At 69.6% G+C, this 12,776-nt stretch carries 10 protein-coding genes; 5 read left to right on the top strand and 5 right to left on the bottom strand.

Annotation, left to right across the window (positions count from 1 at the left end; all coding sequences use genetic code 11):
* Positions 1-447: 447 nt before the first annotated feature.
* The 3 genes from OH735_RS08190 to OH735_RS08180 form a co-directional block, all read right to left on the bottom strand.
* Positions 448-1,899, bottom strand: a complete 1,452-nt coding sequence (locus OH735_RS08190; RefSeq protein WP_406380728.1) for a penicillin-binding transpeptidase domain-containing protein — start codon at positions 1,897-1,899, stop codon at positions 448-450.
* A 103-nt stretch (positions 1,900-2,002) separates the two neighbouring features.
* Positions 2,003-2,476 (bottom strand): GNAT family N-acetyltransferase, encoded by a 474-nt coding sequence (locus OH735_RS08185; RefSeq protein WP_406380727.1) that lies wholly within the window; start codon positions 2,474-2,476, stop codon positions 2,003-2,005.
* Between the two features lie 3 nt (positions 2,477-2,479).
* On the bottom strand, positions 2,480-3,250 hold the full coding sequence (locus OH735_RS08180; RefSeq protein WP_406380725.1) for an IclR family transcriptional regulator: 771 nt from the start codon (positions 3,248-3,250) through the stop codon (positions 2,480-2,482).
* A gap of 172 nt (positions 3,251-3,422) precedes the next feature.
* Between OH735_RS08180 and OH735_RS08175 the strand changes: the two genes are divergently transcribed.
* From OH735_RS08175 to OH735_RS08155, 5 genes are all read left to right on the top strand, one after another.
* Positions 3,423-4,943 (top strand): aldehyde dehydrogenase (NADP(+)), encoded by a 1,521-nt coding sequence (locus OH735_RS08175; protein ID WP_406380723.1) that lies wholly within the window; start codon positions 3,423-3,425, stop codon positions 4,941-4,943.
* Entirely contained in the window at positions 4,940-5,551 is a 612-nt protein-coding gene (locus OH735_RS08170) for a DUF1349 domain-containing protein (protein ID WP_406380721.1), read from the top strand. Before OH735_RS08175 ends, OH735_RS08170 begins: the two co-directional genes overlap by 4 nt.
* 108 nt (positions 5,552-5,659) lie before the next feature.
* Entirely contained in the window at positions 5,660-6,013 is a 354-nt protein-coding gene (locus tag OH735_RS08165) for a hypothetical protein (protein ID WP_406380720.1), read from the top strand.
* 276 nt (positions 6,014-6,289) lie between these two features.
* Complete coding sequence (locus OH735_RS08160) at positions 6,290-10,267, top strand: metallophosphoesterase (RefSeq protein WP_406380718.1); 3,978 nt, start codon at positions 6,290-6,292, stop codon at positions 10,265-10,267.
* Positions 10,268-10,383: 116 nt separating this feature from the next.
* Entirely contained in the window at positions 10,384-11,556 is a 1,173-nt protein-coding gene (locus tag OH735_RS08155) for a HupE/UreJ family protein (RefSeq protein ID WP_406380716.1), read from the top strand.
* A gap of 87 nt (positions 11,557-11,643) precedes the next feature.
* Here the strand turns inward: OH735_RS08155 and OH735_RS08150 are convergent, their stop codons facing one another.
* Together OH735_RS08150 and OH735_RS08145 are read right to left on the bottom strand one after the other, a co-directional pair.
* Positions 11,644-11,850 carry a DUF397 domain-containing protein gene (locus tag OH735_RS08150; protein WP_406380714.1) on the bottom strand — a complete coding sequence of 69 codons (207 nt, stop codon included), beginning with the start codon at positions 11,848-11,850 and terminating at the stop codon, positions 11,644-11,646.
* Positions 11,847-12,725 (bottom strand): Scr1 family TA system antitoxin-like transcriptional regulator, encoded by an 879-nt coding sequence (locus OH735_RS08145; protein WP_406380712.1) that lies wholly within the window; start codon positions 12,723-12,725, stop codon positions 11,847-11,849. The genes OH735_RS08150 and OH735_RS08145 overlap by 4 nt, the downstream gene beginning before the upstream one ends.
* Positions 12,726-12,776 lie beyond the last annotated feature (51 nt).

Raw genomic sequence — 12,776 nt, 5'->3', positions numbered from 1 at the left:
CACAACCCTTCCGGCCCGCACGTTCGTCACGGGTTCAGGCTGATGACTGAGGACGCCCGCCGGCATCGGGCGGATGCCCTACTCCGCACCCGGCCGCGTGCCCCGGCCCCGCACCGGGTGTACGGCACATGCCGGATGCCCGCGAAGTTGTTTCGTCAGAAGCGTCGACGAAACATGCCCAGTTGATCAGACGGGTCAGGGCCTGGCGGGTCAGGGCATGGCGGATCTGGGCGTGGCGGATCTGGGCGTGGCGGATCTGGGCGTCGCGGTGAGGTACCAGCGGCGACGGTTCACGTCGAGGTCTCGGACGCGTCCGGTCTGCCGGTCACGAACGGCGGCGGCGTGCCGCGCTTCCAGTGCCGTGAGACAGCGGGACTTGCGGAACCACTCGCCCTCGGAGCGGTGGCCACCGGCTGCCCGCTTGGTGCCCCTCTGCCCGATCGGGTCTCACCCCTTGAGTGCCGCCTTCATCATCTTCTGGGCGATCGGCGCCGCCAGACCGTTGCCGCTGACCTCCGCGCGGGCCGCGCCCGAGTCCTCGACGACCACGGCCACCGCGACCTCCTTGCCGCTGGACCTGTCCTTCGCGTACGAGGTGAACCAGGCGTACGGGGACTTGCTGTTGCCCACGCCGTTCTGCGCGGTCCCCGTCTTGCCGCCCACCTCCGCCCCGGCGATCCGGGCGTTGGTGCCGGTGCCCTCTTCGACGACGGTCACCATCGCGCTGCGCAACTGCTCGGCGGTGGACTGCGAGACGACCCGCTTGGTGTCCCCGTCCGCGAAGTCCTGCAACGTGTTGCCCTTGGCGTCCGTCACCCGGGACACCATGTGGGGTGCGGCCAGTTCGCCGCCGTTGGCGAGGGCGGCCGAGACCATGGCGATCTGCAGCGGCGTCGCGGTGACCTCGAACTGGCCGATGCCCGACATCGCCGTCTGTGCCTTGTCCATGCCGGACGGGTAGACGCTCTCGGAGGCCCGCACCGGCATGTCCAGCTTCGCGGCGTTGAAGCCGAACTTCTCCGCCATCGCCCTGACCTTGTCCTGGCCGAGGTCGACGGCGAGCTTCCCGAAGACGTTGTTGCAGGAGTACTGGAGCGCGGTGCGCAGTGTGGCGTTCTCGCACGGGGCCGAGGCGCTCTCGTTCTCCAGGTTCCTGCTGCTGCCGGGCAGCGGGTACGGATCGGGGCTGTCCGTGCGCTCGTCGACGGAGCTGTACAGCCCGTCCTCCAGCGCCGCGGCCGCCACCACCAGCTTGAACGTCGAACCGGGCGCCAGCGGCTGCCGCAGTGCGCGGTTGACCAGCGGCTTGTCCGGGTCGTCGAGCAGTTTCTGCCAGGCGTCGCCGTCCGCCGTCCCGCTGATCTTCGACGGGTCGTACGAAGGGGTGGAGACCACGCCCAGCACCTGCCCGGTCTTCGGGTCGATCGCGACCGCCGCACCCTTGTCGGTGCCGAGCGCCTTGTAGGCCGCCTTCTGCACGGCCGGGTCGATCGTCGTCAGGACGTTGCCGGGGGCCGCCGACTCGCCCGTCACCACGTCCATCGGGCTCTTCAGCCGGTCGTCGGTGCCGTCCAGCACATGGCTGTAGATCCCTTCGAGCTGCGTGGCACCGTACGCCTGCGAGCTGTAGCCGGTGACGGCCGCGTAGAGATCGCCGTGCTTGTAGGTGCGCTTGTACGCGAGGTCGCTGCCCACCGTCCTCTTCGAGCCGGTGACCGGGTTCCCGGCCACGATGATGTCGCCGAGCGGCTGCGCGTACTGCGCGATGGTGTTCCGCCGGTTGTGTTCGTTGTCTGCGAGCGCCTGTGCCTGGTACGCCTGCACCCAGGTCGCCCGCACCAGCAGGGCGAGGACCAGCAGCAGGCAGAAGACCGAGGTGTGCCTGATCGTTTTGTTCATCCCATGGGAGGGACGAGCGGGGCGAGGCGCGGCGTTCCCGGTTGTGCCGCTTCTCACCGGTTTCTCATGACCGGCCGAGGCGACCCGGGGGCGATACCCCGGGTCACCCCGGCCGGGTGAACAGCAGCTCCTCGGTGTCCTCTCCGCGGGCGTGCGCGTACCCGTGGTCCTTGCCCGTGACGGCGAACCCGCACTTCTCCAGCACCCGGCGCGAACCGGTGTTGTCGGCCGCGGCCCGCGCGTGCAGCGGGCGGTCCGGTACGACGTCGAGCAGCGCCCGCAGCGCGGCCGTCGCGAGCCCGCGGCCCCAGTGCGCCCGGTCGATCCAGTAGGTGACCTGGCGGTCTTCCGGCGGCCCGTACGCCCCGGCGTTGCCGACCACCACGCCGTCCGCGAGCACCGTCCGCATCACGACCGAGCGGTCGGCCAGGACGCGCCGCCAGTGGGCGTCGAACGCGTGCCGATCGGTGGGGTCCTCGCTGGTGAAGGCGGCCGTCCTGACCGACTCCGGGTCGGACATGAACGCGAAGAACGACGGCAGATCGCCCTCCCGCACCTCGCGCAGGGAAACCAGCATGGTTCAGAGCCTCCGGGTGGCCAGCGTCAGGCGGTCCCGCGCGCCGAACAGTGCGTCCTTCACCATCTGCTCGTGCGCGGGCGTGAGCCGGGCGACCGGCACCGAGCAGCTGATGGCGTCGCGGGCAGGGGTGCGGTACGGGACGGCGACGCCGAAGCAGCGCAGCCCGAGGGTGTTCTCCTCGCGGTCCACCGCGTAGCCCTGCTCGCGGATGAGGTGCAGCTCCTCGATGAGCTTCTCGCGGTCGGTGATGGTGTGTTCGGTCAGCGCGGGCAGCGTCTCAGGAAGCATCTTGCGGACCTGCTCGTCGCTGTGGGTGGCCAGCAGCGCCTTGCCGAGCGAGGTGGAATGGGCGGGCAGCCGACGGCCGACGCGGGTGAAGGGACGCAGATAGTGCTGGGACTGCCGGGTGGCGAGGTACACCACGTTCGTGCCGTCGAGGCGGGCCAGGTGGATGGTCTCCGTCGTGTCGTCGGCGAGCCGGTCCAGCGTCGGGCGGGCGGCCGCGACGACCTCGTCGCCGTCGACGTACGAGGTGCCGACGAGCAGGGCCCGTACGCCGATCCCGTACCGCGTGCCCGTCGCGTCGGTCTCCACCCAGCCCAGCTCCACCAGCGTGCGCAGCAGCATGTAGAGGCTGGACTTGGGATAGCCGACGGCCTCCTGCACCGCGGCGAGCGAGTGCATGCCGGGTCGGCCGGCGAAGTATTCGAGCAGTTCCACCGTCCGCACGGCGGACTTGACCTGTGCCCCACCAGACTCGGCAGCCGACATCGCCCTACGCCCCTTCCAGCCCACTTACGAAATCCTGCGACCTCTTGAACTCAGCGACTTCTTGCCAACACCGAACGCCCGGAAATAGAGTCGCCGCATATTCATGATCAGGAACTTTGTTCAGAATACCGAACAACTTCTGATGTGTGGCAGTGGAGCGGAAGGAATCACGGTGGCAGCAGCACCAGTCTGGAGCGTCGACCCCCGCACCGGGAACCCGCGTGAGCAGGTTGCGGTGGAGGCTACAGCGGAGGAGGTCGACCGCGCGGTCCGGGCCGCCCATGCGGTACGCGCATCGCTCGCCGACCGCACCGTGCGCGCCGCGTTCCTGCGTACCGCCGCCGAGCTGCTCACCGCGGCCGGGGAGCACATCATCGAGGCCGCCGACGCCGAGACCGCGCTCGGCCCGGCCCGGCTCACCGGTGAACTCGCCCGCACCGCAGCCCAGTTGAAGGCCTTCGCGGAGGTCGTCGACGAGGGCGCCTTCCTCGACATCCACATCGACCACGAGGACGCCACCAGGACCCCGCCCTGGCCCGACCTGCGCCGCTACAAGATTCCGCTCGGCGTCGTCGCCGTGTACGCGGCCAGCAACTTCCCGCTCGCCTTCTCCGTCCCCGGCGGCGACACCGCGAGCGCACTGGCCGCCGGCTGCCCGGTCGTCGTCAAGGCGCACCCCGACCACCCCGCCACCTCCGAGCTGTGCGCCTCCGTGCTGCGCCGGGCGGCCGTCCGCGTCGGCCTGCCGGAGGATGTACTGGTCCTGGTACACGGCTTCGAGGCGGGCATCGAGCTGATCAGGCACCCGCTCGTCGCCGCCGCCGGCTTCACCGGCTCCGTACGCGGCGGACGCGCCCTGTTCGACGCGGCGGGCGCCCGCCCCACCCCCATCCCCTTCCACGGCGAGCTGGGCTCCCTCAACCCCGTCGTCGTCACCGAGGCCGCCGCCGCCGAGCGCGGCGAGCAGATCGGCGCCGGGCTCGCGGGCTCGATGACGATGGGGTCGGGCCAGTTCTGCACCAAGCCCGGATTCGTCCTGGCCCCGGCGGGGGAGAGCGGCGACCGGCTGCTGAAGTCCCTGACCGACGCGGTCAGCGACACCGAGGCCGGGGCCCTGCTCGACCACCGGATGCGCGACGCCTTCGTCGCGGGCGTACGCGAACGGGCCGAACTGCCCGACGTGCAGGCCCCGGTCACCCCCGGCGCGGGCGGCGAGCACACCGTCGCGGCCGGCTTCCTCACCGTACCGGCGCACCTCCTCACCGCCGACGGCCCGCACGACGCGCTCCTGGAGGAGTGCTTCGGCCCCGTCACCGTCGTCGCCCGCTACGCCTCCGCGGACGAGATCACCGCCGTCCTCTCCCGGCTCCCCGGCAACCTCACCGCCACCCTCCAGACCGCCACGGACGGCGCCGACGCCGACGCCTCCGCCCTTCTCGCGGCCCTCACCCCGCTGGCCGGCCGGATCATCGTCAACGGCTGGCCGACCGGAGTCGCCGTCGCCCCCGCCCAGCACCACGGCGGCCCCTACCCGGCCACCACCTCCACCTCCACCTCGGTCGGCGCCACCGCCATCGAGCGCTGGCTGCGCCCGGTCACCTACCAGACGACCCCCGAGGCCCTGCTCCCCCCGGAGCTCCGCGAGGACAACCCCCTGAACCTGCCCCGCCGAGTGGACGGCCGCCGCGCATGACTCCGCATCTCCCCGAACTCCCCTTTGAGCTGCGCCCGTTCGGCCCCGCGAGCGACTGGACCTACGAAAACGGCGCACTGACCGCCCGCGCGGGCGCCCGCCAGGACCGCTTCGTACCACCGGGTGGCGAAGCCCTCGACCCCGCGAGCGACGCCCCCCGCCTCCTCGGCGCCGCACCCCCGGGCGACTTCCAACTCCTCGCCCGGGTGCGCGTCGGCTTCGCCGCGGCCTTCGACGCGGGCGTGCTCTACCTCCACGTCGGGGAACGCGAGTGGGCCAAGCTCTGCCTGGAACTCTCCCCCGACCGTCCCACCATCTGCACGGTCGTCACCCGCGGCCGCTCCGACGACACCAACTCCTTCGTCGTCGACGGTGACAGCTACTGGCTCCGCCTCAGCCGCACCGGCAACGCGTTCGCCTTCCACGCCTCCGCCGACGGCCAGAAGTGGACCTTCGTCCGCGTCTTCGCCCTCGGTGATCCGCAGGAGGAGGCCGCGGCATCGGTCGGCTTCCTGGTCCAGTCGCCCACGGGTGAGGGCTGCGAGGCGACGTTCGACCGGATCGAGTTCCGTACGACGGGACTTGGGGATCTGCGCGACGGTAGCTGAACAGACTCGCACATCCGTCGCGTCATCGAACGAATGAGTGCGCATACTCAGCGGAACCGAGTACCGGCCCCCAACCCTCCGCGCCTGCCGGAGGGTTGGATGGGCCGCATGAAGACCACTCCCGCCGCCGAGGCTCGCACGGCCGCCACCGAGCGCGCGGACCGCAACACCCGCATGGCCTCATGGTTCGCCCTGGGAATGCTCGTGCCCGCGCTGATCGGCTCCGGCCTCATCGTGCTGAGCACGACCCGGGCGTCCGGCTGCCTGACCTACGGCGTGGAGTGCGCCGATGTCCCCCAGGGCTGGATCCCCGGTTGCCTGGTGGCGGCGGTCGTACTCGGCGTCGCGGCGGTCGCCTGGCCGAGGAAGTGGCTGCCGTTCGCCTCCGCACGCGGCTGGCTGCTGGGCCTGCACATCGTGGCGCAGCTCATGATGGTGTCACTGATCCTCAGCTATGCCTGATGACACGTCGGCCCAGGTCTCGCGACGCGACCGAGACAACGTCCCGACTCGGCAGCCCCCGGGCGTCTAGCCAGGGCGTCGGCTGCCATGTGGAGTGTTGTGCCCCCGGCCGATGCCCGGGGGCACAACTTTGGCCGCCGTGGCGGGATCCTTCCGCTGATGGTTCACGGGTGATACCCCTCCGTTCACCTGCGCCGCCCACCATCCACGATGGGCATGTCGTACAACTTCACGGCGTGCCCTTCACCTTGCGGCGATAAGGAAGGACGGCTGCCGATGCGGCCAACAGAGCGGCGAGTACGGCCGGGTGGCAGATCGGGCGGGCGCCGGCTGGCGGGGGTGGCCCTCACCGCGCTGCTCCTCGCGAGCGGCAACCTGACCACGGCATACGCCGAAACCGGTTCGGGACAGCGCACACCAGGGCAGAGCGGGTCGGCGGACGCCACGAGTCTGCCGGTCCTCACCCCCGGCGACGGGGCCTACCTGGAGGACACGGAGAAGGTCGCGGCCACGCCGACGCTGGCTGGCGACTCCGTGACGGAGCTCGCGGTCGACGGGAAGGCGATCGACGCGGAGCGGACCGTCGGGGTGTCCCGGCTCAGCTTCGATGTCGGGTCGAACTCGACGGAGGCTCGCTACCACAACTACGTGCTGGTCAACGGCGAGTACCGGGCCGAGATCGGTGACCTCGTCAATGAGCGGGGCACGATCGAGATCCCGAACCAGCACCTGGTCAAGGGCGAGAACAAGATCGAGATCCTGGCCGGCGCGGTCGACAGCTCGTGCGGCACCAATTATGACGACTTCGTGCTGTCCGACATCAGCCTGGACCTGCTCGGCGAGGTCGCGGACGGCGAGGAGAACGAGTACACGTACTCCTTCGGCGACGGCAGTTGCGGTTCGAACACCTCGCTGCTGACGCAGGCGACACTCAGCTTCTTCGTCCTGGGCGACCCGCAGGGCACCACTGGCCTCAAAGCCGATCTGGACACCACGGAGTTCGCCAACGGCGAGCACGCCCTCACCGCGAAAACCGCCTCGGGCAAGACCGTCAAGAACACAGTGACGGTGAACAACGCCCCGGCGGGCGCCCCCCGGCTGCTGCCCAAGGACGGCACGCTGGTGAAGGGTCCGCAGCCGGTGTTCGCGAACTTCCCGGCGGGCGCCGAGGGCGACGTCGAGTCGCTGACCGTGGACGGTGGCGCGCCTGTCACCGATCCGCACCTCGGCAACGGCGCGGCGACCTTCTCCTTCGACGTCGGGTCGGACTCGATCGACGACCGGAACGACAACTACCTGCTCGTCAACGGCAAGCGCATCGACCTGGGCGGTACCTGGGTGAGCCAGCGGGTCGACATAGCGATCCCGGCACGCCACCTGGTACCCGGTGACAACACCATCACGGTCGTCACCGGCCCGTACAAGGAGAGCTGCGGCAACAACCGCGACGACTTCGACATCGCGCGGCTCGCTCTCGCCCTCGACGGCGCGACCGTCACCGGCCAGGACATCGCGGACTCGTACGCCATGGGCGACGGCACCTGTGGCAGCAGCGACACCCGCCTGCGCGAGGTGGAACTGCACTACACGATCGACGCCCCCGGCGTGCGAGTGTCCGACACCCTCGGATCCGGCGACGCGGCCCTCGGTTTCACGGTGGGCAGCAACTCGATCGAGGCCCGCTACCAGAGCCACATCCTGGTGAACGGTCAGAAGCACGTGATCGAAAGCGACTTCGTCAGCCAGCACGTCGATCTCGCTTTCCCGAACGAGTGGCTCGTCCCCGGCTGGAACACGATCGACTTCGTCACCGGCACATATCCGACGTCGTGCGGCGACAACCGCGACGACTTCGCCGTCTCCGCCATCACCCTCACTCCGGCGAACGGCACCGCCACCGGCCGGATGCTCAAGGGCTCGTACAGCTTCGGCGACGGCAACTGCGGCGACAACGTCAACCCGCTGACCGAGATCGACCTGGAGTTCTTCGTCGAGGGCCCGGCCCAGGGCCTCCGCGCAGACCTCGACACCGCGAAGATCGACGACGGCAAGCACACCCTGGCCGCGACATCGAAGACGGGCAAGACGGCGACCCGCGTCCTGGCCACTGACAACTCGGCGCCCCAGATCGCCTCCAGCATCCCCGCCGCCGGCCAGAGGATCAACGCGTCGGTCGTCCTCGACGTCCGGCTCCAGGACCTCTCCGGCGTGGTGAACGGTCCCGACGTCAAGCTCGACGGCAAGCCGGTCGAGATCGGCGCCTCCGTGGGTCCCGGTCTGTCCGCCGGCGAGCACACGCTGTCGGTGTCCGGCACCGACGGTCTCGGCAACAGCGGCACCCGCGAGGTCGAGTTCACCTCCGCCGGGATCCCGGACACCCCCGCCGACCTCACCCCGAAGTCCGGGGCGACCGACGCGGGCACCAGCGTCGAACTGTCGGCCAAGGTCGCCGAGCCCGACGGCGGCACGGTGAGCGCCACCTTCTCCGAGGCCGAGATCCTCACCCCCAACCAGGTGTACGAGGGAACGGCCGCGTCCGTTCCCACGACGCTCAAGGTCAAGGGCGAGAAGGAGGTGAAGGCCGACGGCCTCGCACCCGCCGACGGCAGGACCCTCGACGCGCCGGCCGCCGAGGACGTCACGTATCAGCGGTTCGACGTCCAGGTGAAGGGCCATGTCGACGCTCCGGTGCTGCGCTGGGAGGGCGTCATCGACCCGGAGCGGCTCGCCGCGCTGCGCGTGTGGAACACCGCGACGAAGCAGTGGGACGTCCTCACCAGTGCCCGCGGCGCCGCCGACGGCGACACCGTCCTGACCGCCGTCGTCGACCGGAAGCACGTCGATGGGCAGCAGGTCCATGTCATGGTGACCGGTGAGGACCCGTTCGCCGACGATGTCGACGCCGGTGATCCGAACAAGTTCGCCGACCCCGACTCGTACGACTTCTCGATCGTTCACTACACCGACACGCAGTACCTTTCCGAGGGCGCGGTGGAGCAGGAGACGGCAGCGGAGCGCGCGGTCTGGGAGAAGGCGTACGGCGACGTCTCGCGCTGGGTCGCCGACAACAAGGACAAGCGCAAGATCGCGTACGTCGCCCACACCGGCGACATCATCGAGAACAACATCCGCAAGCCCGCCGACGAAGCCACCCGGCGCCAGGTCACCGGCGAACTGGAGATGTCCTCGAAGCAGCAGAAGATCCTGGACGACGCGGGTGTGCCGAACGGTGTGATCGCGGGCAACCACGACAACCAGTCGGGCACCGAGAACGGTCCGGACGCGATCTACAACCGGTACTACGGGCCCGAGCGCTACCAGGCGCTCTCCCAGGGCTGGAAGCACGCCAAGTACGGCGGGCCATGGCGCCCGGGCGACAATCAGAACCATTACGACCTGTTCTCCGCCGGCGGCCTCGACTTCGTCGTGGTCGGCCTGTCCTACGGGGTGACGCGCGAGGAAGCCGAATGGGCCGACTCGATCTTCAAGCGCTACCCCGACCGCAACGGCATCCTGCTCTCGCACGACTACCTCGCCCCGAGCAGCAACCCCGACGGACGCGGCGCCAAGTTCTCCGCACCGGACGGCTCGATGCTGTACAAGACGGTGGTCCAGGACAACCCGAACGTGTTCCTGATCCTCGCCGGTCATGAGCACGGCGTCGGCACCAACGTGAAGCCGCGTGTCGGCGAGGTCGCCCACGACGTCGTCGAACTGCTCGCGGACTACCAGTTCTACACGGTGTCCGCGGACCGGCTCGGACTCACCGAGATCGGCGGCTACCAGCCGAACGACCAATTGCAGTTCGGCGCGAGCTTCTTCCGGATGCTCCAGTTCGACGTCGACCGGTCCGAACTGATTGTGGACACCTACTCGCCGCTGCTCGACGAGTTCGGTGCCACCGAGTACGACAAGAACCACCGTTACGACGGAACCGAGGACAACATGGTCCTCCCGATCGACCTCAGCACCCGCAAGACGACCTTCAAGACCGACTCGCTGGCGCTCTACAACCCCGTCAGCATCATCGGGAGGACCGAGGCCGACTCCGGTGGGGTCGCCTCGGTGACCTGGAAGGGACTCAAGCCCGGCACGACCCACGCGTGGTTCGTTACGGCGCGCTCCACCGGCGGCGGCGTGACCGCCTCCGCGCCCAGCGCCTTCGTGACCAAGGACGGCCACGGCCGGCCCGGTACCTGGGGACCCGACGTGCCCGCCTACCCGTGGTTCACGTCGTCCACCGACCGGCGGTGACCGGTTGACCCGCCGGTAGCACGCGACCGGCACCACGCCCGCTGTCCCGGACCCGAGCGGTCCGGGACAGCGGGCCCACCACTGCCCGGCCCTCGACCACGAGAACCGAGACCTCCATGCGTCCCGCCCCCTTGCCCCTGCCGGCACCCGCGCCCTCCTCCCGGCTGCCCGCCGCGCTCATCACCACCGTCGCGGCGCTCGTGGCCGTGCTCGCCATCGGCTTCGCCCACCCGGCCCCCGCCGCCGCGCACGACGCGACCTCGACCGCGTACGTCGCGGTGGAGGGCACCGAAACCCGCATCGAGGCGACCCTCGACCTCGAATACGACCTGCTCATGAAGTCGGCCTGGCTCTACGCCGAGGCGTACGGGGCGAAGAACCGCGTGGAGCAACTGCACCAGCTGAAGACCAATGCCGACGCGGTGACCGAGTACGTCACCGGACGCTTCGCCGTCACCCGCGACGACATCTCCTGCACACCGCGCCGCGTCGGCGACGCGGACGTCCGCACCCGCGGCACCCGGCCGTTCGCCGTCCTCACCCTGGCCTACGACTGCGCGGCGGGCGCAGACGGCACCTACACGATCTCCAGCGCCCTGTTCCCCGACGCCGAAAGCTTCGTCCACAGCACGGAGACGATCGTCCACTACGACATCGACGGGCAACGGGGCTCGCAGATCCTGACCGCCGCCGAACCGGCCCTGGAGACCGGCGGACACCACGAGTCGCACCAGATCGTGGAGTTCTTCCTGCTCGGCACCGAACACCTGCTGTTCGGCCTCGACCACATCCTCTTCCTCCTGTCACTGCTCATAGGAGCCCGTGGCCTGCGCGACATCGTCCGCACGGCGACCGCCTTCACGGTCGCGCACAGCGTCACGTTCCTGCTGGCGGCCACGGGCGTCGTGAACGTGCCGGGATCGGTCGTGGAGCCGGTCATCGCGGGCTCCATCGTCGTCGTGGCGCTCGCGAGTGTCGTCCTGCGGGACCGCGAGGGGACCGGGCCCTGGCGGCTGCCGGTCGTCTTCCTGTTCGGTCTCGTCCACGGTCTGGGCTTCGCGGGCGCGCTGGGCATCGACGAGAGCTGGTCCTGGGAACTGCTGCTGTCGCTACTGAGCTTCAACGTCGGTATCGAAGCGGTGCAGTTGGGCATCATCGCCGTGGGCTTCCCGCTGCTGCTCCTCCTTCGCAGGACTCCCGCACACCGCTGGGCCCTGCCCGCGATGACCGCGCCCATCGTGATCGTCAGTCTGTACTGGTTCTGGGACCGGCTGTCCGTCGCGGCATGACTTGGGTCCGCCGGAGCCAACCCGCCCTGAGTGAGCGCCCGGCGCCCGCGGGTAACGCTGCACGGGAAGCGCCGGGCGGTTCGTCGGTCAGGAGCCGGCCGCGTACCGCACGAAGTGCGTCCAGCCTGCGCGGGTGAGCGTCAGGTGGGGGAGGGATGTGTCCTTCGAGTCACGGACGAGGACCGCCTCTTCGATAGGGGCCACCTCGATGCACTCGCCGCCCTCGTTGGAGCTGTAGCTGCTCTTGAACCACGAGTTGTCTGCCGGGTTCTGAACGCGGACGTCGGGCTTCATTGGTCTTTCAGCAACCTTTCGATCAGAGCCGAGGAATCACGCGGAGTGAGCGCCTGAGACCGGATGCATCCATATCGTGCAGCCAGGATACGGACCTCCTCCGGGTCGGTGATCAAACGGCTGATGTTTTGCACCTCAAGGTATCCGACCTGGGGCTTGCGCGTGGGTGTGAGGAGGATGAACGGACCGGCCAGGCCCGCATGTTCAGGACGGTCAAGCGGCATGACCTGGAGCTCCACGTTGCGCAGCCTGCCGAGTCTGATCAGCTCTTCGAGCTGCTCCTTGTGGACGTCCCATTCGCCGACCGGGCGTCGGAGGACTGCCTCCTCGATGACGCAGTTCACCATCGGGGCCGGTCGGTTCGTCAGAACCGCCTGTCTGGCCAGGCGCGCCGCCACGCGCTGCTCGATGAGTTCGTCGTCCAGCAGCGGCTTGCGCATGGCATACAGGGCGCGGGTGTGTGCCTCAGCCTGGAAGAGGCCGGGCACCGTGTGGTTGCTGTAGTAGGAGAGTTCGACGGCATCCGCTTCCAGCTTCGCGTAGTCCTTGAACCACGCCGGATGCTTCACCCGCGCCCGTGCCTTCGCCCGCGAGATGTCCTCCTTCGCCGTCCGCAGCAGCCCGCCTGCCTCCAGCAGATCGTCCGCCGCGTCCAGGAACTCCGGCTGCGGTGTCCTGCGCCCCCGTTCCAGCGACCGGATCAGGTCCTCGCTGTAGCCGAGCTGATCACCCAACTCCCGCTGGGTGAGGCCGGCCCGCTCCCGAAGGAGCCGGACCTGTCGGCCGATCACGCGGAACAGGTCCGCGGCTTCCTCCGAGTCGTCGTCGCCACCGATCGCACCGTCCAGCTCCATCGCTGCCCGCTTTCGTTCCATGGGCCGACCGCGTGCGCCGTCACGTCACGGCGGACAACCGGTACCGATTGC

Origin of the sequence: Streptomyces sp. NBC_01618, from assembly GCF_045209435.1 — a bacterium.
In the GTDB taxonomy this organism is placed as follows: domain Bacteria; phylum Actinomycetota; class Actinomycetes; order Streptomycetales; family Streptomycetaceae; genus Streptomyces.
Note: the sequence above shows the minus strand (reverse complement) of the source record. Positions and strands in the feature narration are given on the sequence as shown.